The organism is Klebsiella sp. WOUb02, from assembly GCF_050058015.1.
Taxonomy (GTDB): domain Bacteria; phylum Pseudomonadota; class Gammaproteobacteria; order Enterobacterales; family Enterobacteriaceae; genus Klebsiella.
In genome coordinates this window covers 388,975-410,642 of sequence record NZ_CP170111.1, presented here as the reverse complement: position 1 = coordinate 410,642, position 21,668 = coordinate 388,975, and the positions used below count along the sequence as shown (strand labels likewise).

The 21,668-nt window shown below is 51.8% G+C and carries 17 protein-coding genes and 5 pseudogenes; 11 read left to right on the top strand and 11 right to left on the bottom strand.

Annotation, left to right across the window (positions count from 1 at the left end; translation table 11 throughout):
- Window positions 1-448 precede the first annotated feature (448 nt).
- The 3 genes and pseudogenes from ABOC21_RS30080 to ABOC21_RS30070 all read left to right on the top strand — a co-directional run.
- Window positions 449-877 carry a TOBE domain-containing protein gene (locus ABOC21_RS30080; RefSeq protein WP_426815712.1) on the top strand — a complete coding sequence of 143 codons (429 nt, stop codon included), beginning with the start codon at window positions 449-451 and terminating at the stop codon, window positions 875-877.
- Window positions 878-1,194: 317 nt separating this feature from the next.
- Window positions 1,195-1,428 (top strand): annotated as a pseudogene (locus ABOC21_RS30075) (IS110 family transposase); the annotation flags it as partial.
- Window positions 1,429-1,522: 94 nt separating this feature from the next.
- Window positions 1,523-2,005: pseudogene (locus ABOC21_RS30070) on the top strand (IS4 family transposase); the annotation flags it as partial.
- A 29-nt stretch (window positions 2,006-2,034) separates the two neighbouring features.
- Here ABOC21_RS30070 and ABOC21_RS30065 read toward each other — a convergent pair.
- Window positions 2,035-2,943 (bottom strand): IS30 family transposase, encoded by a 909-nt coding sequence (locus ABOC21_RS30065; RefSeq protein WP_426815873.1) that lies wholly within the window; start codon window positions 2,941-2,943, stop codon window positions 2,035-2,037.
- Window positions 2,944-3,163: 220 nt separating this feature from the next.
- On the opposite strand from ABOC21_RS30065, the pseudogene ABOC21_RS30060 reads away from it, so the two are divergent.
- Window positions 3,164-3,969, top strand: a pseudogene (locus ABOC21_RS30060) (IS5 family transposase).
- A 440-nt stretch (window positions 3,970-4,409) separates the two neighbouring features.
- Here ABOC21_RS30060 and ABOC21_RS30055 read toward each other — a convergent pair.
- Window positions 4,410-4,700, bottom strand: a complete 291-nt coding sequence (locus ABOC21_RS30055; RefSeq protein ID WP_426815711.1) for a hypothetical protein — start codon at window positions 4,698-4,700, stop codon at window positions 4,410-4,412.
- A gap of 388 nt (window positions 4,701-5,088) precedes the next feature.
- Window positions 5,089-6,035: pseudogene (locus ABOC21_RS30050) on the bottom strand (IS30 family transposase).
- Window positions 6,036-6,349: 314 nt separating this feature from the next.
- Here ABOC21_RS30050 and ABOC21_RS30045 point away from each other — a divergent pair.
- A complete protein-coding gene (locus tag ABOC21_RS30045) occupies window positions 6,350-6,922 on the top strand; it encodes a hypothetical protein (RefSeq protein ID WP_426812642.1) in 573 nt (190 codons plus the stop codon).
- A 283-nt stretch (window positions 6,923-7,205) separates the two neighbouring features.
- Here the strand turns inward: ABOC21_RS30045 and ABOC21_RS30040 are convergent, their stop codons facing one another.
- From ABOC21_RS30040 to ABOC21_RS30030, 3 genes are all read right to left on the bottom strand, one after another.
- Complete coding sequence (locus tag ABOC21_RS30040) at window positions 7,206-8,246, bottom strand: IS481 family transposase (protein ID WP_426815710.1); 1,041 nt, start codon at window positions 8,244-8,246, stop codon at window positions 7,206-7,208.
- A 586-nt stretch (window positions 8,247-8,832) separates the two neighbouring features.
- The gene (gene metX, locus ABOC21_RS30035) at window positions 8,833-9,879 is read right to left on the bottom strand and encodes a homoserine O-acetyltransferase MetX (RefSeq protein WP_426815709.1); all 1,047 of its coding nucleotides are present in this window, start codon (window positions 9,877-9,879) and stop codon (window positions 8,833-8,835) included.
- Between the two features lie 6 nt (window positions 9,880-9,885).
- On the bottom strand, window positions 9,886-11,184 hold the full coding sequence (locus ABOC21_RS30030; RefSeq protein WP_426815872.1) for an O-acetylhomoserine aminocarboxypropyltransferase/cysteine synthase family protein: 1,299 nt from the start codon (window positions 11,182-11,184) through the stop codon (window positions 9,886-9,888).
- A gap of 540 nt (window positions 11,185-11,724) precedes the next feature.
- On the opposite strand from ABOC21_RS30030, the gene nifH reads away from it, so the two are divergent.
- The 5 genes from nifH to ABOC21_RS30005 all read left to right on the top strand — a co-directional run bounded on the left by nifH (window position 11,725) and on the right by ABOC21_RS30005 (window position 17,527).
- Window positions 11,725-12,576, top strand: coding sequence for a nitrogenase iron protein (gene nifH, locus ABOC21_RS30025; RefSeq protein WP_426815708.1), 852 nt, complete (start codon window positions 11,725-11,727; stop codon window positions 12,574-12,576).
- Between the two features lie 76 nt (window positions 12,577-12,652).
- Window positions 12,653-14,179, top strand: coding sequence for a nitrogenase component 1 (locus tag ABOC21_RS30020; RefSeq protein ID WP_426815707.1), 1,527 nt, complete (start codon window positions 12,653-12,655; stop codon window positions 14,177-14,179).
- A gap of 12 nt (window positions 14,180-14,191) precedes the next feature.
- Window positions 14,192-15,550: a nitrogenase component 1 gene (locus ABOC21_RS30015; protein WP_426815706.1), complete on the top strand. Its 1,359-nt coding sequence runs from the start codon at window positions 14,192-14,194 to the stop codon at window positions 15,548-15,550.
- A gap of 382 nt (window positions 15,551-15,932) precedes the next feature.
- The gene (locus ABOC21_RS30010) at window positions 15,933-16,880 is read left to right on the top strand and encodes an IS30 family transposase (protein WP_426815705.1); all 948 of its coding nucleotides are present in this window, start codon (window positions 15,933-15,935) and stop codon (window positions 16,878-16,880) included.
- Window positions 16,823-17,527, top strand: a complete 705-nt coding sequence (locus tag ABOC21_RS30005; protein ID WP_426815704.1) for an RBBP9/YdeN family alpha/beta hydrolase — start codon at window positions 16,823-16,825, stop codon at window positions 17,525-17,527. Before ABOC21_RS30010 ends, ABOC21_RS30005 begins: the two co-directional genes overlap by 58 nt.
- Window positions 17,528-17,530: 3 nt before the next feature.
- On the opposite strand, the gene ABOC21_RS30000 is transcribed toward ABOC21_RS30005, so the two are convergent.
- Both ABOC21_RS30000 and tnpA read right to left on the bottom strand, forming a co-directional pair.
- Window positions 17,531-18,336, bottom strand: a protein-coding gene (locus ABOC21_RS30000; protein ID WP_426815703.1) for an IS5 family transposase whose coding sequence is annotated in 2 segments (ribosomal slippage) — window positions 17,531-17,983 and window positions 17,986-18,336 — 804 coding nt in all. Because the reading frame shifts where the segments join, the coding sequence is not laid out codon by codon here.
- Between the two features lie 98 nt (window positions 18,337-18,434).
- Entirely contained in the window at window positions 18,435-18,863 is a 429-nt protein-coding gene (gene tnpA / locus ABOC21_RS29995) for an IS200/IS605 family transposase (protein WP_426812394.1), read from the bottom strand.
- A 241-nt stretch (window positions 18,864-19,104) separates the two neighbouring features.
- On the opposite strand from tnpA, the pseudogene ABOC21_RS29990 reads away from it, so the two are divergent.
- Window positions 19,105-20,065 (top strand): annotated as a pseudogene (locus tag ABOC21_RS29990) (Rpn family recombination-promoting nuclease/putative transposase).
- A 5-nt stretch (window positions 20,066-20,070) separates the two neighbouring features.
- Here the strand turns inward: ABOC21_RS29990 and ABOC21_RS29985 are convergent.
- The 3 genes from ABOC21_RS29985 to ABOC21_RS29975 all read right to left on the bottom strand — a co-directional run bounded on the left by ABOC21_RS29985 (window position 20,071) and on the right by ABOC21_RS29975 (window position 21,650).
- Window positions 20,071-20,673 (bottom strand): DUF2913 family protein, encoded by a 603-nt coding sequence (locus ABOC21_RS29985; protein ID WP_426815702.1) that lies wholly within the window; start codon window positions 20,671-20,673, stop codon window positions 20,071-20,073.
- Window positions 20,674-20,798: 125 nt separating this feature from the next.
- Window positions 20,799-21,236 (bottom strand): ProQ/FINO family protein, encoded by a 438-nt coding sequence (locus ABOC21_RS29980; protein ID WP_426815701.1) that lies wholly within the window; start codon window positions 21,234-21,236, stop codon window positions 20,799-20,801.
- A gap of 72 nt (window positions 21,237-21,308) precedes the next feature.
- Complete coding sequence (locus tag ABOC21_RS29975) at window positions 21,309-21,650, bottom strand: cupin domain-containing protein (protein ID WP_426815700.1); 342 nt, start codon at window positions 21,648-21,650, stop codon at window positions 21,309-21,311.
- Window positions 21,651-21,668 lie beyond the last annotated feature (18 nt).

Genomic DNA, 21,668 nt, shown 5'->3' with positions numbered 1-21,668 from the left:
TGTCGTTGACTATGGTGGCACGACGGTTAGCCGGATAGATCGCAATGGACGACGTACGATTATCGCTGATGACCTGAGCAGTCCGGTGGGTTTGGCGCAAGCCCCTGACGGCAGTCTGACGGTGGCAACCTGGGGCGCAAACTCAACGTTTCGCATCCCGCGACCGTAACCACAGAAAGAGTCAATCGTAAGTCGATTTTGGCGTGGAGAAGCTTTGTCATTTGAACAGGGCAGCCTGACGGCTGCAAATTGAAAAACATGACCGTCTGCCTGCCCTTACGAGGCGATGCTGCATTTTGCATGCAGCATCATTGTTTGGAATAAAATCCTATTGGATAGACTCTAATCCTGTTGTGCCACTGAAAAATAACCATGATAAAGAAAAGGTATAGCCGAGAGGGGAAAGACTTGCTATAACAAACTGCTTATCACGCCCTCAGGAGGCAACATGGCCATTTCAGCTCGTAATCAGCTCATCGGGATAGTTAGCTCGACCGAACACGGTGCCGTTAACGATGAAGTCGAATTAACACTGGCAGGCGGCGCAAAGCTGATAGCCATAGTTACATCAGGCAGTAAAGATGCGTTGGGGCTGGTTCCGGGTAAAGAAGCCATCGCGCTGGTCAAGGCTCCTTGGGTTACTCTGGCGACCGAAGATTGTGGACTTAAATTCTCTGCCCGCAATCAGTTTGCTGGTGAGGTGAGCAAGGTAACGGAAGGTGCGGTAAATGCGACCGTTCATGTAAAAGCTGATGCCGGATTTGAAATTGTGGCCGTCATCACTAATGAGAGCTGTGAAGTTTTAGAGCTGGCTGAGGGCGTTCGTGTTATAGCACTCATCAAAGCCTCTTCCGTTCTTATTGCCACCCGAACATAAGCCTGATTAACCCAGTGATCAGCGCTAATAAGACCAACACCATATTTCGGTAGGTTCTGTCGAGGTGATAAATAACGGTGCTCAGCATCGTTCGCTTTAAAATTAGCGGGGAGTGACGCAGGACATTCTCCGCTAAGGAAGGTTGACCAGAAGAGTTCGCCATTTCATGGAAACCATCAACCCCCATACCCCGGAGGACAACATGGGCTGGCAAAAGTGTAGCGGTATTAGGCGCTAATGAAATGGACACCTCCTCATACCGGCTTCAGTGAGCCATGCTGTAAGTGCAAACCAACAGCAAAATAAAGAGGTGTCCAATGGAACAAATTATCGGAATTGATCTGGCAAAGCGAGTTTTTCAGGTTCATATCATTTCTGCGCAGGGTGAGAAGAAAGCTAACAAAATGATCACCCGGTAAAAACTGATGGCGTTTATTGCTCAGCAGCCGTCATCCCGTATTGTAATGGAAGCGTGTGGCAGCGCAAATTACTGGGCCCGCCAGTTCATTAATCATGGACATGAAGTTAAACAAATCAGCCCGCAGTATGTACTGAGGAATCCCCAGCAATGAGCGGGTAAAAAAAGACAGGCATAGAGTTTTGTGATCTACTGATTTGTGCAACCAATTCAATGAGATCACTTCTATGCCTGTTCTCCAAGTATGTCAGAATTTCTTCCGTGATGCGTTAGCTCCCTTTCACAAATACCGACAAAATGCTTTGCTGGATGCCACCATTGCACTCATCAATGGCGCATCTCTGACGCTGACCAGCATCTGGCGTCATTTACCCGGCATGGCTCAGGTCAAAAATAAAATAAAACGCGTTGATAGCTTGCTGGGAAATGATTCTCTCCATCGGGATATCCCTCAGATTTTTAAGAACATTATTTCAATGCTGACGAGTCACTTATCTTTGTGCGTTATTGCTGTTGACTGGAGTGGCTATCCATCCCAAGAATATCATGTCCTCCGCGCCAGCCTTTTGTGCGACGGGCGTTCGATCCCCCTGTTAAGCTGGATAGTCCCGTCAGAAAAACAGCAAAATACAAAGATACAAAACGCTTTCCTTGATGCTCTCGCCGATGCCGTTAATCCAGGTGCCAGGGTCGTCATCGTGACTGATGCTGAGGGCGGATTCAAGTTCGAAGTGCAACGCTAAGCCGCCTTTCTTAACTCTGCAAAGACCACTGAAGGCTGCCGGAATTCGAGGCATTTTCGTGGCCTGCTGTTCAGTGCTCCCTGGTACTTGCGGAGCTCATCATCCGTCACTGCTGTCAGGTCAGTTCCTTTGGGGATAAACTGCCTCAACAGCCCATTGGTATTCTCATTTAGCCCACGTTCCCACGAAGCATAGGGGTGAGCGAAGCAGGTTTCCGTTTCCAGGGCCGCTGCGATCTCTTTGTGCTGAGTAAACTCCCCGCCATTGTCGAACGTGATGGTATGGCAGACATCTTTGTAGCCGCTCAGCATCGAGATAATGGCTGTGGCCACTTCGGCTGAATCTTTCGAAAACACCTTTTTCGTCAGATAAATACGGCTTTTACGCTCGACCAGCGTCACGATGGCTCCGGTGCCTTGTTTACCCGGAACCAGATCCGCTTCCCGGTCACCCGGTCGGGTACGAGCATCAACAACGGCCGGTCTCTGTTCGATGGATACGGCGTCAGGTATCGGACTTCGCTTTTTACCATAGCCTTTGCGATAGCGGCGTTTACCCTGCCGGAGGAGCCTGTATAGTTCGCCGCCACTGGCTTTATCAGCCTGAACATGCTGGTAAATCCACGCGTGACTAACCGGTCTGCCGATGATACGGCCAACGGCGCTGATCTGTTCCGGACTCCACAGCCAGTTTAGCGCAGCCTCAACAAAGAAGACCGTATCCTCGTGCATCCTGCGTTTGCCGGCCCCTTTACGGCGGCAGGTACTGAGCTTCTGGGCTGCCGCTGGCTGGTAGCCATCTACAGAACGATTACGACGCAGTTCCCGCGAGACCGTTGATTTGCTGACGCCTGAGCGGCGGGCAATCTCTGCCTGACTCACTTTATCTTCACACAACAGGGCTATCTGGTATCATAACCCTTCGGTTAGCTGCTGATATTTCATAGTGACTCGCTCATCTTTGGTCGGAAGAGCAGGATAGCTTATCGGCAGCTAACCGTCCCTCCATCCACATGACCGAGCGTTGCACTTATTATCTGAATTCGCGAAGAGTACAACAACACTAAGAGCCTATCCCAAAAGGCATTGCAGTATACTGCGTTACGGTAATTGATGAGGGAAAAGCATGGCAGGCATTAAATGGCAGATTAGCGATGAACTCTGGGAAAAAATGGCTCCACTGCTCCCGGAACACAAGACCAACCATCCGTTGGGCACGCATCGCAGGCGTGTTGATAATCGTGCCGCGATGAACGCCATTTTCTTCGTGCTCAGAACAGGGTGTCAGTGGAATGCGCTGAATGTGACAGGTATTTGCTCATCAAGCTCAGCCCATCGTCGTTTCCAGGAGTGGCGGGATGCCGGCGTTTTCGAGCGGTTCTGGCAGAACGGATTGCTGGCCTGTGAGAAGCCTGATGCCATTGACTGGTCATGGTTGTCGATGGATGGTTGCATGACAAAATCGCCGCTTTCAGGCTCAAAAAAACGGGGCGCAACCCCACTGACCGGGGAAAACAGGGAGTAAAACGCAGTCTGATGACCGATGGTAACGGTCTGCCACTCTCAGTCGTTGTCAGCGGAGCCAATACTCACGATATCCGGTTAGTTGCAGAGACGCCTGATGCACTTCAGACGGGCCGACCCGGTAAAAGGTTGAGACTGTGTATGGACAAAGGTTATGAAGCCGAATGGCTTGCGGCATATCTGAAGCTTCGTCGGTATGAACCTCATATACAGTCACGGAAAGAGGAGTCAGAAGCCCTCAGAACGACAGAATTTAAAGCGCACCGTTGGGTAGTGGAGAGAACGCATAGCTGGATGAACCGGTTCCGGCGGATACTGACGCGGTGGGAGAAAAAAGTCGGGAACTACGAAGCCATGCTGCATTTTGTCTGCGGTGTCATTGTCTGGAATAAGCACCTATTGGGATAGCCTCTAAGTCTGCGTCACGACCTGATTGTTAGCAGGGCAATACAAGAGATGAAGGCAGTGGTAGGTTGTAAAGATATGTCATGGATGTTTAAAAATAATTACATACCTTAACTGGTCTTAATTGCGGGGCAGTGATAGAATTTTAAAAGACCCTGAGCTTAATCCTTTACAGATTGTTCCATCAATCTCTCAGGGGGGTAAAACTTCCTTTTCATACAGTCATAATGCCACACCAAGAGTAGGTCTAAGGAATTAACACGTTGGGCGTGTAATAAAAGCATAACAAAAAAATTAACAACGTATGGATATTAACCTAAATAATGTGATCTGAATCATTGTATTTTATTATTTAGGATATATCCGATTCAATAGGAAAGACTAACCCGGCAAATGCCGGGTTTTTTACCTGTGATGCGTAAGAGCGTACACAGGCAGGCCTCTTACCGATACATCATGGCGCTCATTCGCCCGGCCCGGTTTCTAAAACCGTTGTTACGCATCGTCACCACGTAATAACGGTAGTGATGTTTTTCCGCGTATTCATGCACAAGGTTTTCGGCGAACAGGCCACTGAAGCTTACGGTAGTAACGAACGTCAGTCCTTTAACTTCATAGGTACTGATCTCTTGCGGGGTTCCGATATAAGGCGGCGGGAACTTAGCCTTATGGAACTGGCAGCCTGCAAGCAGTAGTGTAAACAGTAGTGCGGCGGATGTTTGCGCTAATCTCATTGGTAAATGTGTTCCTTCCTTGGCGTTTGGAAACGTTGCAGTCTAAGGAATTAAGAGCAAGGAGTCCAATATTCGAATTTTACACGACGTGGTAACACTTAGATGGTCATTTTAATGACGGTATCACTAATGTGGTCACATTAGTGGGTTCGGACGCCGAAATGGCAGGTGACTCAGAGGTATACTATAAATTTACCATCGTAAAGACCTACCCCGGAATGAAGTGGCTGAAATTTACCCACTATTCGATTCATATGCCGCAGGGTAAGCCAGTGCTCCGCAGGCTGGTGATGATTTGTGCTTTTTCTGGTTGTTTTTCAGGTTTTCAGCGGATGGCTGGCAGTTCAAACTGACAAGCAAGAGGCGGATTCAAGTTCGAAGTGCAACGCTAAGCCGCCTTTCTTAACTCTGCAAAGACCACTGAAGGCTGCCGGAATTCGAGGCATTTTCGTGGCCTGCTGTTCAGTGCTCCCTGGTACTTGCGGAGCTCATCATCCGTCACTGCTGTCAGGTCAGTTCCTTTGGGGATAAACTGCCTCAACAGCCCGTTGGTATTCTCATTTAGCCCACGTTCCCACGAAGCATAGGGGTGAGCGAAGCAGGTTTCCGTTTCCAGGGCCGCTGCGATCTCTTTGTGCTGAGTAAACTCCCCGCCATTGTCGAACGTGATGGTATGGCAGACATCTTTGTAGCCGCTCAGCATCGAGATAATGGCTGTGGCCACTTCGGCTGAATCTTTCGAAAACACCTTTTTCGTCAGATAAATACGGCTTTTACGCTCGACCAGCGTCACGATGGCTCCGGTGCCTTGTTTACCCGGAACCAGAGCCGCTTCCCGGTCACCCGGTCGGGTACGAGCATCAACAACGGCCGGTCTCTGCTCGATGGATACGGCGTCAGGTATCGGACTTCGCTTTTTACCATAGCCTTTGCGATAGCGGCGTTTACCCTGCCGGAGGAGCCTGTATAGTTCGCCGCCACTGGCTTTATCAGCCTGAACATGCTGGTAAATCCACTCGTGACTAACCGGCCTGCGATGATACGGCCAACGGCGCTGATCTGTTCCGGACTCCACAGCCAGTTTAGCGCAGCCTCAACAAAGAAGACCGTATCCTCGTGCATCCTGCGTTTGCCGGCCGCTTTACGGCGGCTGGTACTGAGCTTCTGTGCCGCGGCTGGCTGGTAGCCATCTACAGAACGATTGCGAAGCAGTTCCCGCGAGACCGTTGATTTGCTGACGCCTGAGCGGCGGGCAATCTCTGCCTGACTCACTTTATCTTCACACAACAGGGCTATCTGGTATCGTAACCCTTCGGTTAGCTGCTGATATTTCATAGTGACTCGCTCATCTTTGGTCGGAAGAGCAGGATAGCTTATCGGCAGCTAACCGTCCCTCCATCCACATGACCGAGCGTTGCACTTATTATCTGAATTCGCGAGATAGCTTAATGGAAGCGGTTCTTTGTCTCAAAGAATAGATTTGCGCAATTTATGTACAAAAGCTAAGGGTAGCCCATGCAATACAACATTATTCCTTTTACATCAGCAATTTGCTGGATTTCATTCTGGTTAGGCTCAGTGTTAACTGGGGCATCTTGGATTTACGCTAGACTACAAGAAAAGGATTTTATAATTGGATTATCAAAAGGATGGATAAATCTGACATCGCCAGACAGTACCATAGCACTGATGCTATCCATAGGAATAATGTTGATCGCAATTGGGCTAATATTCGTACCGATATATTACTCAGCGATTTTCGTTACAGCCATTGTGAAAGTGTTAACCCGGAAGCCAATAAGGATCTAGTCAAAATCGGCTTGGCATGGCCTGATAACCCGTACTTATCCCGAGACTACTCCTGTTTTACAGGGCGGGGGTATCGCCCCTCACCGCCTGACGAGAAGGAAGAAATGAAGAAGAAAAAAATCTTAAAATCGATTGAAAATATTGTAGAAACTCTGCATGAAAAAGAAGCGGAGGAAGGTGTTGTTGGCTATGCTCTGTTCGATACAGTAAAGCGAGCTTTTGTCACATTTGGGTACACAGATTACGCCACGTATACCGGAAATATTGAAGACGCCTATGTAGCCGATTCCCGAGGTGAAGCGTTTTATACGATGATGAACCAAGTAGATAATTACTTGGACACGAAGATCGTCCCGCTAATCTCAAATGACTTGTTCGGACTTACACCGCTACCGGGTTCGCTGGAGAATTGAATCGCCACGGGTTTAACAGACCCCTCAGAGTCATTTAAAATGGCTTAAAAAGAGGTGCCCATGAGCGGTAAGTGTTATCCCGACGAGTTTAAAATTGAAGCGGTCAAATAGGTTGTTGATCGTGGTCATTTCAAGCGTGGCAACACACCTTTATGGTTATGATGGGGATACCCCGACGCTGCCCTACTTCGTTCGCTATCGCTCCACCACGCCGTGAACATAAGGTGTACTAGCTCAGACCTGATCTGACAGTTACCGGTTATTTATACAGGTGTCTGTCAGATTAAATCTGGTTCAGATTTTTTTCTGCCCAGACCCGTTTTCCATCAAGTAAAGTCGCCACTGGCGTACGCCCGCAGCACATTTTCCCCTGATGAGTTCGCTCATTATTGTAATGCCACAACCAGTTGTCCAGCTCCCTTTGCAGGCTTTCCACGTCTGCATAGAGCTTCTTGCGGAACGTAACCTGATAAAATTCCTGCAAAATAGTTTTATGGAACCGCTCGCAGATACCGTTCGTCTGCGGAGACATCGCCTTCGTTTTCGTATGGTCGATATCGTTGATGGCCAGATAAAGCTGATAATCATGCTGCTCCACTTTGCCACAGTACTCCGTCCCCCTGTCGGTCTGTATTCTCAGCATTGGCAGTCCCTGAGACTCGTAGAACGGCAGGACGCGATCATTGAGCAGGTCAGCGGCAGTGATCGGCGTTTTAGTCGTATACAGCTTGCAGTGCGCCACTTTTGAGTACGTATCCACGAACGTCTGCTGGTAGATACGGCCCACACCTTTCAGATTGCCCACGCAGAAGGTATCCTGCGATCCCAGATACCCCGGATGTGCCGTCTCGATTTCACCGCTGACCTCGTCATCGAGCGCCTTCTTCTCCAGCGCTGCGATTTGAGCGTCGGTCAGCACGATGCCTTCTCTGGCGACTTTTGCCTCAAGCGCCTTCAGGCGCTTACGGAAGTTCTCCAGGTCGTGTCGTTGCCAGATGGAGCGCACGCCGCTGCCGGAGATAAACACGCCTTTTTTACGCAGTTCATTACTGGTCCGGTGCTGACCATGAGCCGGGAACTCAACGGCATACTCAACAACCGCGTGTTCAGTGGCTTCATCGGCGCGGTTCTTCAGGTTAGGGACTCTGCGGTTTTGATTAATCAGCGCGTCAATACCGCCTTCTTCAGCCAGCTCCTGATAACGATAAAAGGTGTCGCGTGACACACCCATGATTTTACAGGCTTTTGAAACGTTACCGAGTTCTTCGGCCAGATTGAGCAGGCCGGCTTTGTGTTTGATGATGGGATTGTTAGTATAAAGCATGAGAGTTACCTCGCGTTTTGTATAAGGATTTGACACCCATATCAAAACCGGTAACTCTCAGCCTTTCAAGGCTCAGTGTCAGATCAAGTCGCGACTAATACATATTAGGATAGTCTCTAAACACACATCGGCAGACTCTGACGATCTGCGCCTGTCCGCTCCGTCTCACTGTAAATATCCCACCAAAACGAGCTATACCCGTGATCATTGAAACTGCTTGATTTCATGCTTCCACGGGATCATGCTCAAGCCATGAACATCAGACTCTCACCTGAACAGATAGCAGCCCTTGAGGCTCAGCACCGACAAAGTCGTGACCGCCGCGTCCGCGATAGAATTCGCTGCGTGCTCCTTTCTGCTCAGGGCTGATCCACGGCCATGATTGCGGAGTCCCAGCTTATCCATGAGACCACCATCCTGCGCCATATCGCGGATTATCTTGATGACGGTAAACTGACCTCCGGGAATGGCGGCTCACAGGAGCGCCTCAGTTCCGTGCATATTCTGCCATACTTCGATTTGCAGCCGCCAGGCTGCTTAGTTCCTATACTCTCCAGGCCATCGGTACTGCTTGCCTTCCGGTCCCCTACGTTATTGCCGGCAGACAATGCTGACTGGATAAAAAACGGGAAATATATTTACCCAGCGTCCGCACCTCGGTCAGGAAACCATCATGGCCGTACAGTGAATTAATTTCGGTAAACTGGGCATTTTGTATATGCTTTGACAGATAGCGTTGCTCCCTGACCGGGAACAGGTTATCGGAGCTGATACCGATAATCAGGGTCCGTGCGGTTATCTTTGCCAGCAGGGTTTCCGGTGTATTTCTGTTTCTGCCGATATTGTGGCTGTCCATGGCGCTCAGCAAACACCAGTAACAATAGGCATCGAATCGCCGGATAAATTTTTCCCCCTGATGGCGCTGATAGGTGGCGGCCAGGAAGCCCTCCCTTTTATGGCGCTCACTTTCTGATTGGGTGTGGATATAGGTATCGAAACAACGGTAAGACAACAGGGCGATACTTCTGGCCGCCTGCAATCCCCCAGAGCCGCCGTTGGGGTCTGTACCGTTAAATGTTTTATCGGCCAGCAAAGCCATCCGCTGGCTTTCATTGAAGGCAATCGCCCAGGGCGAGCTGACGGCATTGGTAGACAGCAGCACCATCTGCCGTATCCGCTGGGGTTCCTGGATAGTCCATTCCAGCGCCTGCTGTCCGCCCATGGAACCACCGATCAATAAAAAGATACTGTCTATTCCTAGGTGGCTGGCCAGCAGGCTGTGCGCGAAAACCATATCGCGAATGGTCACTGCGGGGAAATCCCGCAGATAAGGTTGGCGGGTCGCCGGGTTAAGGCTTTGCGGGCTGCTAGAACCATAAGGCGAACCGGGCACATTGGCGCAGATCACGAACCAGCGGTCGGTATCCAAGCATTTCCCAGGGCCGACCAGTCCGGGCCACCAAGCGACCACCTCCGAGCTCGCCGTCAAGGCATGGCATACCCAGATAACATTGGATTTGTCGGCGTTCAGCGTGCCGTAGGTGTGGTAAGCAATATCGATGCCCTGGAGAACCGAACCGTTCTCCAGGGTAAAGGGCGAAGCCGAGTGAAAATGATGGCGTGTCATCGGCATACCGGGCTATTTGCTGGCCTTAAAAGCCTGTTCGATATCTGACTTCAGATCATCAATATGCTCGATGCCTACCGAAATCCGTAGCCCGGCCGGCGTCACGCCGGCGGATATCTGCTGCGCATCGCTCAACTGTTGATGGGTCGTGGCCGACGGCTGGATAATCAAGGTCTTCGCGTCGCCCACATTCGCCAGATGGGTAATCAGCCGCAGGTTGTCGATAAAACGGCCGGCGCGTGCTTTGTCGCCGTTGATTTCGAAGGTCAGCACGCCACCGAATCCTCTTTTCAGGTATTTATGGGCAATATCGTAAGCGGGGCTGGAGGGTAATCCCGGATAGTTCACGCTCGCCACTTCTGAATGTTTTTCCAGCCAGCAGGCCAGTTCCAGCGCATTATCCACATGACGTTCTACCCGCAAGGAGAGGGTCTCTAGCCCTTGCAACAGCAGGAAGGCATTGAATGGCGACAGCGCCGGGCCGAAATCGCGCAGGCCCTCGACCCTGGCGCGGATGATAAACTGAATATTGCCGAATTCGCTGCCCGGGCCGAAGACAGCGTTATAAACCAGGCCATGGTAAGCCTCTGATGGCGTGGAGAATTGTGGGAATTTTCCATTGCCCCACGGGTAGTTGCCGCCATCCACTATCACGCCGCCGATGCTGTTGCCATGGCCGCCAATCCACTTGGTGGCGGATTCCACCACCACGTGCGCACCATGCTCCAGCGGCCGGAAAAGATACCCCCCGGCGGCAAAGGTATTATCGACCACCAGGGGTAAGCTGTATTTCTGCGCCAATTCGGCAAAATGATCGAAATCCGGGAAACCCAGGCTCGGGTTACCGATGGTTTCGAGGTAAAGGGCCTTGGTGTTTTCATCAATCAGGCGCTCGAAACTGTCAACATTATCATCTTTGGCAAAGCGGGTTTCCACGCCTAAGCGTTTGAATGAGTGCTGGAATTGCGCCCAGGTCCCGCCGTATAGCGAGGGCGATGTGACGAAATTATCGCCGGTCTTGAGGATGTTGTTCAACGCGATAAATTGCGCGGCCTGGCCGGAGGCCACCGACAGCGCGGCAACGCCCCCTTCCAAAGCGGCAATACGCTTTTCAAACACATCGTTGGTGGGATTTTGAATCCGGGTATAGATATTGCCGAATTCCCGCAATGAAAACCGATCCGCGCCCTGCTGGGCGTTCTCGAAGGCATAGGATGTCGTCTGATAGATAGGCACGGCCCGTGCGCCGGTAGTGGAGTCGGGTTCCTGGCCAGCATGGAGTTGCAATGTTTCAAATTTTAAGGATGCCATAATATATCCGTAATAGTCGAAGAGTGAGGCAATCAGAACAACATAGGCGGGGTTATTTGTTAACTGACTTAAAAGAATATGGATTGTAAATTTCATACTATGAACCAATCCCAGTTGGCGTAGATTGATGCAGCCAGTTTGGCCACGGACAGTGCAGAAAAACCGGAGCGTACACGCAGTACATGAGGATTGTGAGCCACTGCCTGCGGCCAAAATGGCAAATAAAATATCCTACTGGGATAAATCCTATGTATTTGGCTAAACGGCGGATTCAAGTCCTCATAATGTGATCAGGTCGATATATCGTTTTCTTGATATAATCAAGCTTACCTGATATTAACTGCGGCCGACAATTTTCCGAATTCGTGTGTATGTCAATTTTTCAAAAAAACACTCAAAAGCACGCAAAGGTTATGTGTATATTTCACATATGAATATGCGGATTGAGCAGTTTGATTCCGGAAAGAAATCCTTAGACTTGAAACTCTTTTATTGTATTCGGGAGCATTACCGTGGGTAAATTAAATGGGGAATTCATATATGTCGGAACACACCTTAAGACAGATTGCGATTTACGGCAAAGGCGGTATCGGCAAATCGACGACCACGCAAAACCTGACGGCGGGGCTTGCTGAACTTGGCAAACAGGTTCTGGTGGTGGGTTGCGATCCTAAAGCGGATTCGACCCGGCTTTTACTGGGAGGCCTAGCGCAGAAAACCGTATTGGACACCTTGCGTGAGGTGGGCTCCGGGGTGGTGGCGCTAGAACGCATCATGAAGAGAGGATTCCAGGGAACGCGCTGCGTGGAATCCGGTGGTCCGGAGCCGGGCGTCGGTTGCGCCGGGCGGGGCATCATCACTTCCATCGGGCTTTTGGAGCGCTTGGGAGCCTATACGGAAGATTTGGATTATGTCTTTTATGATGTGTTGGGCGATGTCGTTTGCGGTGGTTTCGCCATGCCGATTCGCGAAGGCAAGGCCAAGGAGATCTATATTGTCGCCAGCGGTGAGATGATGTCCCTTTATGCCGCAAATAATATCGCCAAAGGCATCGAAAAGTATGCAAAAAAAGGTGATGTGAGGTTAGGCGGTATTATTTGCAACAGCCGTCAGGTAGATGGCGAAATTGAATTACTCCAGGCCTTTGCCGAGGAGATCAATACTAATCTCATCTATTTTGTGCCGCGCGACAATATCGTACAGCGGGCGGAAATCAATCGTAAGACAGTCATTGAATATCGGCCGGCTACCCCGCAGGCCGATGAATACCGGGGGCTGGCGAAGAAAATTGAAGCCAATACCCGATTCTCCATCCCGACGCCCATGACGCAGGATCGTTTGGAAGAGATTTTCAAGGAATATGGCCTGATCGCCGCCTTGGAAGAAGATTAGCGCCTGAGAGGCCTTCCGCGCTGGCCGCGGCAAGAAACTGCTCGTTGATGGCAAAGAGATTCACGAGGGACTCGGTATGCCTAAGAAGATTAATCTAGATATGGTGGAAGTAGAGAACCGCGAGCAGCGTTTGGGGACCATTATTGCATGGTCAGGCACCGCCTGCGAGCTGCGCCGGCAATCCGATTTCGAGGCGAGAGGCTGTGGCGGCGGCCCTGGCAAGGGCAGTTGCCGGTTATGCGAATTAGAGGGGCCGTTTTCCCAGGGTTCGGTGTGCAGCGAGCAGATGGTCGAATGCCAGGCGGGTCATGTTCGCGATGCGGTGCTTATCCAGCATGCCCCCATAGGCTGCGGGGCGGGCCAGGTTCCCTATAATTCGCTGTACCGCAACGGGCTTGCCATGCGCGGGCACGCGGTGGAAAACATCCGGTGTATCGTCACCAATTTGCTGGAAGATGATTTGGTCTTCGGCGCGTCGGATAAACTGCGGCAATCGATAGATGACGCGATGGCACGCTATCAGCCCAAAGCGGTCTTTCTTTCGTCCTCCTGCGCCACCGGCATTATAGGCGAGGATATGGAAAGCGTCGCCAAGGAAAAGGAAGAGGAATACGGCATCCCGGTTCTCCCCCTGGCGTGCGAAGGCTTTCGCTCTAAGCATTGGAGCACCGGTTTCGACGCGGTGCAGCATGGGATCTTACGCCAGATAGTCAAGGTCAATCCCCCCAAGCAAGAGGACCTGGTCAATGTCATCAACCTCTGGGGGTCGGATATCTTTACGCCGATGCTGGCGAAGCTCAATTTGCGGGTCAATTACGTCATTGATTTGGCCTCGGTGGATGATTTGGCGCAATTATCTGCCGCCGCGGCCACGGTGGGTTTTTGCTATACGCTTTCATCGTATATGGCTGCGGCGCTGGAGCAGCATTTCGGTGTGCCGGAAATAAAAGCGCCCATGCCGTACGGTTTTGTCGGCACGGATGCCTGGCTTCGGGAAATCGGCAAGGTCACGCACCGGGAAGCACTGGCTGAAGACTATATCGCTGCCGAACATGCGCGCGTCGCCCCGCGAATTGCGGAATTAAAGGAAAAACTCAAGGGCATCAAAGGTTATGTAGCGACGGGTTCCGCTTATTCCCATGGGTTGATTCAGGTCTTGCGGGAGTTGGGCGTCAGTGTCGACGGATCGCTGGTATTCCATCATGACCCGGTCTATGACAGCGGGGATGTCCGGGAAGATTCCCTGGGACATTTGACCGAGAATTATGGCGATGTAAATCATTTCCAGGTTAGTAATCGCCAGCAGTATCAGCTCTATGGTTTTTTGCAGCAGGTTAAACCGGATTTCCTGTTGATCCGGCATAACGGACTCGCACCATTGGCCTCGCGCTTGGGTATTCCGGCGGCCCCGCTGGGAGATGAGCATATCGCCATCGGCTATCAGGGAATGATCAATCTGGGGGAATCCATCCTAGATATTATGGCGCACAAAAAATTTCATGACGATATTAAAAAGCACGTCAAGCTTCCTTATAAAAAATGGTGGTTGGACCAACAGGACCCTTATATATTGGCGCGGCATCCGGAATTAATCGACGATTAGAGGAGCGTATTTATGGTGGAGATCGTTTGTGAGCAAACCAATTCAATCAGCCAGGTACGCTATGGCTGTGCGCTAGGCGCCATACATTCGGTGGATGCTATCCCGGGTGCTATTCCCATCGCTCACTGCGGACCAGGATGCGTGGATAAACAATATATGGCCTTGGGTTTTTACAATGGATTCCAGGGCGGCGGTTATGCCGGCGGCGCCGTTACCCCCAGTACCAATTTGCGGGAAAACGATGTCATCTTCGGCGGGGTGGAACGCCTGGATAATCTTATTAAAGCGACCCTGAAGATGATGGACGGCGATTTGTTCGTGGTCCTTAACGGCTGCATCGGTGAAATCGTGGGTGATGATGTCGCTTCAGTGGTGGGTAAATACCAGGATCGGGGCGTACCGATCGTGTATGCCGAAACCGGTGGGTTTAAAGGCAACAATTTTATCGGCCACGAAATCGTCACCGCAGCCATTATTGATCAATATGTCGATAAATATGCCGTGGATAAAGAGAAAAAAATCAAAGGGCTGATCAATGTCTGGTCGGAGCTGCCGTTTCAGAATACCTTCTGGCGCGGCGACCTGCAGGAATTGAAGCGTCTTCTGCAGGGGGCCGGCTTCCAGGTGAATATTCTGTTCGGCAGCGGCTCCGCCGGCGTGGAGGAATGGAAAACCATTCCGAACGCCCAGTTCAATCTGGTGGTTTCACCTTGGCTGGGTCTGCAAACAGCAATTCACTTGCAGAAAAAGTACCAGCAGCCTTACCTGCATATCCCGATTTTACCCATCGGTGCCGGGCAATCGGCGGAGTTTCTTCGCCAGGTTGTCGAATTCTCGGGTAATGACAACAATGAATCGGAATTGTTTATACACCAGGAAGAGGCGCAATATTATTATTACCTGGAAGCCTTTACGGATTTTTATGCCGAATACTGGTGGGGTTTGCCGGCATCCTATGCCGTCGTCGGCGACAGCGCCTATAATCTGGCCCTTAATAAATTCTTGGTCAATCAACTTGGGCTAATCCCGGGCAGACAGATCATTACAGATAACGTACCGGAGAAGTACCGCGCGCAAATTGCCGCTGAGTATGAACATCTGGCCGAGGATGTGCGTTCGGACGTCGATTTTATCGAAGATGGCTACTTGGTGAGGAAAACATTGCAAGCGGTGAATTTCGGCCATAAGCCGCCCTTGCTTTTCGGGACGACCTGGGAGCGGGATACGGCAAAGGAATTGCAGGGGTATATCGTGGAGGTAGGGTTTCCCGCCTCTTATGAAGTTGTCTTGAATAAGAGCTATATCGGTTATCGGGGCGCGTTGACCTTGCTGGAAAAAATCTTTACCACCGCTATCAGCAATAGTGCATAACGGCGCATACCGGTCATGGCTGATACTGGGATACTGTTCACATGTACCGACTACGATGCTATCGAGAAAAGGTCATAATTTTGTAAAAATTTTATGTTGTCATTACTTAAGGAAGGTGCGATTTAATCATTCATAGTTCTGTTCATGACTACAATGATTGCCGCTCATCCATCGTTTTCACTGATTTTGGTGGTTTTTTGCTCATTTATGATACGATGACAGGGCGAAAAAATTGTTCCCATCGAATTAATCGCACCTTCCTTAAATGGAGCGGTTATCCGCGAATTCAGATAATAAGTGCAACGCTCGGTCATGTGGATGGAGGGACGGTTAGCTGCCGATAAGCTATCCTGCTCTTCCGACCAAAGATGAGCGAGTCACTATGAAATATCAGCAGCTAACCGAAGGGTTACGATACCAGATAGCCCTGTTGTGTGAAGATAAAGTGAGTCAGGCAGAGATTGCCCGCCGCTCAGGCGTCAGCAAATCAACGGTCTCGCGGGAACTGCGTCGTAATCGTTCTGTAGATGGCTACCAGCCAGCGGCAGCACAGAAGCTCAGTACCAGCCGCCGTAAAGGGGCCGGCAAACGCAGGATGCACGAGGATACGGTCTTCTTTGTTGAGGCTGCGCTAAACTGGCTGTGGAGTCCGGTACAGATCAGCGCCGTTGGCCGTATCATCGGCAGACCGGTTAGTCACGAGTGGATTTACCAGCATGTTCAGGCTGATAAAGCCAGTGGCGGCGAACTATACAGGCTCCTCCGGCAGGGTAAACGCCGCTATCGCAAAGGCTATGGTAAAAAGCGAAGTCCGATACCTGACGCCGTATCCATCGAGCAGAGACCGGCCGTTGTTGATGCTCGTACCCGACCGGGTGACCGGGAAGCGGCTCTGGTTCCGGGTAAACAAGGCACCGGAGCCATCGTGACGCTGGTCGAGCGTAAAAGCCGTATTTATCTGACGAAAAAGGTGTTTTCGAAAGATTCAGGCGAAGTGGCCACAGCCATTATCTCGATGCTGAGCGGCTACAAAGATGTCTGCCATACCATCACGTTCGACAATGGCGGGGAGTTTACTCAGCACAAAGAGATCGCAGCGGCCCTGGAAACGGAAACCTGCTTCGCTCACCCCTATGCTTCGTGGGAACGTGGGCTAAATGAGAATACCAATGGGCTGTTGAGGCAGTTTATCCCCAAAGGAACTGACCTGACAGCAGTGACGGATGATGAGCTCCGCAAGTACCAGGGAGCACTGAACAGCAGGCCACGAAAATGCCTCGAATTCCGGCAGCCTTCAGTGGTCTTTGCAGAGTTAAGAAAGGCGGCTTAGCGTTGCACTTCGAACTTGAATCCGCCATCAGGGAGGTGTTTGTGTCTTCTTTCAATAAGTTAGTTATCGTGCATGGATTTTCATCGACTCCAAAACATCACTGGTATCGTAGTATCAAAGAAGATTTTTCATCTTATTTTGATGAAATTAATATCCCTTTAATGCCCTGTTCCCGAAATCCGCACCCGGAATATTGGGTCAGGACACTCAGGGACGTAGTCCCATTGCCAGATGAAAAAACGCTGTTTATTGGCCATAGCCTCGGATGCATTGCGGTTCTACGTTACTTATCATCTCTCGATACTGATACTGCGATAGGTGGTACAGTCCTGGTTGCTGGTTTTGTTGACAGGATTAAAAACATACCAGAGGTTGATTCTTTTGTTGCACAAAAGCTCGACTACGAGAGATTAAGAATAAGGATCCAACATAAACTGGTTATATATTCCAGTGATGACGACATTGTTCCTCCTCTTCATACCATCCGACTTAGTAAACTCATTGATAGTAAGTTGTATTGCTATCATAACTGTGGTCATTTCACTCAAAATGATGGCGTTAAGGATTTTCCACAGATTAAAGAAATCCTGATTAATAATCATCTTATACCCAATAGATCTCAAAATCAGGTCGTGACGCAGCCTTAGAGGCTATCCCAATAGGTGCTTATTCCAGACAATGACACCGCAGACAAAATGCAGCATGGCTTCGTAGTTCCCGACTTTTTTCTCCCACCGCGTCAGTATCCGCCGGAACCGGTTCATCCAGCTATGCGTTCTTTCCACTACCCTACGGTGCGCTTTAAATTCTGTCGTTCTGAGGGCTTCTGACTCCTCTTTCCGTGACTGTATATGAGGTTCATGCCGACGAAGCTTCAGATATGCCGCAAGCCATTCGGCTTCATAACCTTTGTCCATACACAGTCTCAACCTTTTACCGGGTCGGCCCGTCTGAAGTGCATCAGGCGTCTCTGCAACTAACCGGATATCGTGAGTATTGGCTCCGCTGACAACGACTGAGAGTGGCAGACCGTTACCATCGGTCATCAGACTGCGTTTTACTCCCTGTTTTCCCCGGTCAGTGGGGTTGCGCCCCGTTTTTTTGAGCCTGAAAGCGGCGATTTTGTCATGCAACCATCCATCGACAACCATGACCAGTCAATGGCATCAGGCTTCTCACAGGCCAGCAATCCGTTCTGCCAGAACCGCTCGAAAACGCCGGCATCCCGCCACTCCTGGAAACGACGATGGGCTGAGCTTGATGAGCAAATACCTGTCACATTCAGCGCATTCCACTGACACCCTGTTCTGAGCACGAAGAAAATGGCGTTCATCGCGGCACGATTATCAACACGCCTGCGATGCGTGCTCAACGGATGGTTGGTCTTGTGTTCCGGGAGCAGTGGAGCCATTTTTTCCCAGAGTTCATCGCTAATCTGCCATTTAATGCCTGCCATGCTTTTCCCTCATCAGTAAGTATCCTCCGGCAGAGCCGGAGGCTTTAGGGTGAGCGCCTCAAAGGCGCCGACAAACCATGAGCCGCCCAGGGCGGCTGCTATACGTTCAGTTTCATTTGATCGTATCGTTCGTCTTCTCTCTCCTGGTTGCGTATGTACGCCCTGACCGTGGCTTCATCCAAACCAACGGTTGAAACGAAATAACCTCGAGCCCAGAAAACTTCACCGGTGAAGTTTTTACCTCTGCCGAAGTGTCGTGCTATCGCTATCGCACTTTTTCCCTTCAGATAGCCGACTACTGTCGATACCGAGTACTTTGGCGGTATGCTGATGCACATGTGGACATGATCGCGCATCAGATGCCCCTCCAGAATCTGACAGCCCTTCTGGCTCGCAAGCTCGTGGAATATTTTTCCCAACTCATGCCGCAGCGCACCATATAACCGCTGCTTCCGGCGTTTAGGGATATAAACCACGTGATATTTACAGTCCCATTTCGTATGGCTTAAGCTCTGATAGTCTCTCATCACGAATCCTCATCTCTTGGCGGAGATTTCAGATTCGCGCGACTGACTTAAAGGTCAAACCTTTCGGAGTCCCCCGGCAAAGCCGGGGGTTTACCGGATTTAATTACCGTAACGCAGTATACTGCAATTCCTTTTGGGATAGGCTCTTACCTGCGCCTGGCAGTTCTCCCGGAGTTGCTGTCGCTGAATCACGCCGGCCGGTGTGGTAAGCTGGTCCTTTCTGAACAGACTGAAATGGCGCATGAAAAAATCCACTCCGATGCCGCATGACGCGGCCTTCAGGGCCTTCCTGACAAACCCCGACACCGCCCGGGACTTTATCGCCATTCACCTCCCGGCAGAGCTGCGCGCCGTCTGCGACCTCAGCACCCTGAAACTCGAATCCGGCAGCTTTGTCGAGGAGAGCCTGCGGGCCTATTACAGCGATGTCCTCTGGAGCCTGAAGACCACCGCCGGCGACGGCTACATTCATGTGCTGATTGAGCACCAGAGTTCGCCGGACAAACACATGGCCTTCCGCCTGCTGCGCTATGCCGTGGCCGCGATGCAGCGCCATCTCGATGCGGGGCATAAAAAGCTGCCGCTGGTCATTCCGGTGCTGTTCTACACCGGGAAGCGCAGCCCGTACCCGTACTCCACCCGCTGGCTGGATGAGTTTGACGACCCGGCACTGGCCGGACAGGCTGTATGCCGGGCCGTTCCCGCTGGTTGACGTCACCGTCATTCCGGACGACGACATCATGACCCACCGCAGCATGGCCGCCCTGACGCTGCTGCAGAAACACATTCACCGGCGTGACCTGGCCGGCCTGCTCGACCGGCTGGCCACGGTTCTGCTGACCGGACATCTCACGGGACAGCAGCTGATATCGCTGATAAACTATCTGGTACAGGCCGGCGAGACCGACGACGCCGAAGCCTTTGTTCGTCAACTGGCACAGCGGGTGCCGCAGCACGGGGACACACTGATGACAATTGCACAGCAGCTGGAACAGAAGGGCATCGAGAAGGGCCTTGAACGTGGCCGTGTCGAAGGGCGTCAGGAAGGCATTCAGCTGGGCGAGCAGCGCGGTATCGAAAAAGGGGAGCGTGTGGCGGCCTTGAAAATCGCCCGCACGATGCTGGACAACGGTCTGGACCGCAGCACGGTGATGAAAATGACCGGCCTGTCCGAAGACGACCTGTCGCAGCTGCGCCACTGAGTGTTTTAGTCCTGACCTTTTTCCTGCCCGGCGGTCAGCCGGTACTGCCGGGGCAGGGCGTCATTTTCTGCCACCGCCTGCCAGCCGCAGGAACTCAGCAGCGCCACCAGTCCTTCTGTACTGCCGGTGATGCGCGCCATCAGCGGCCCGGTCTGGTTACCGTCCTCGTCAAAGGCCGCGTCCAGATTCGTGCACAACAGATACACCCCGTTCACCGCCTCACTCAGGGGCAGGGCATGACGGCCGGACCACTCGCGGTCACTGAGCACCCGGTACTGCCACTGCATCTCCTTCGCCGTCTCCACCGCATACGTCAGACGGAACAGGTCATTCTGCTCCGTGAGTTCGCTGCTACAGGCGCGCCAGAAATAATCCAGCTTCCCGGGCAGGTTCGCCCGCACGCCGTACAGCCGGCCCTGACTGAGCAGCCATTCGATATCCGGGGTGACGTCACGGGAAAAGCGCCGCTGCTTCAGGGCGGTGGCCAGCCAGCGGGTAAGAAACAGGTTTTCCTGCGCGGGCGAGGTCAGGGTGCCGTCCCGCCGGGCGAAACCCAGCGCGACGAGGGCGCACCATGCCAGATGGCCGGTTTTTTCAGTCTGTGTCACTGCCGGAAAATATCCTGTGGTTCGTTCAGTAGGGATTGTCATAAAAGTGTAGCTGCTCTGCCGGGGCCGGCACAGCAGAGTGGTCTGATTCGGGCTTTTCAGGCGGAGAACAGTCAACGGACACGTTATTTTCCGTCCTGCGGCGGTTTTTTTGTAAACCGGGCGCGTATGGCAGCGACGTTGCGCCGGGCATGCTGCTCCTCGGAGGCGGTGACCGTCCCGGCGGGCTCGCCGCTGAGGTCCACGCGGGCTGTCCCTTCGGTGACCGTGCGCAGGTACGCCAGCCGGCTGACCACAAAGCGCACCGCCTGCTGCCATTCCTCCTCGCTGAGCCCGACCTGCGGGTTAGCGGCAATCCATGCGCGGACGTCCGCGCTGATACCGCTTTTCAGGGGGCGGAACTGCCCGTTTCTGAATTCCGGCCACAGCAGGGGGAGCAGGGCGGCGACCTTACGGACCAGCCCCCACCGGCGGTAAGTCCGGCGCTGCTTTTTGCTGAGCCCGGGTTTTGCGGTGTCAGACACGGTGACCACCGGGTCAGCGGAAGAGATGGTTTCCGGCATACGGACCTCCATGCAGAACGGATTTTCCCTGTCTTATTTTAGTATATCCTGATGATTTTAATCATGATTATATCAACTACCCCACGACGACAGCATCACAAAACCAGCTCCACGCCGTCCAGCCTCCGAAACAGCAAGGCAGAGGACATCGTTTTCAGCATGCGCGGTGTAAACCGTCCCGGCCGGAAGCATCAGCACGTCATGAGAATGCAGGGAGTGGTCATTGACGACCAGTCTGCCCGTGAGCACAACCAGCTTGACCCATCCCGGATGCCGTTGTGCGGGTAACCGGCAGCCGGCGTCAAGGCGCAGCAATGCGGTATGCCCGTACTGACAGCGTTTCAGGATATGATAATGAATCCCTTCACAGGGCATATTGTCATAAGGCAGCTCCGTGAGTGTCATTTTTTGCATGGCAGAAACCTCATAGAT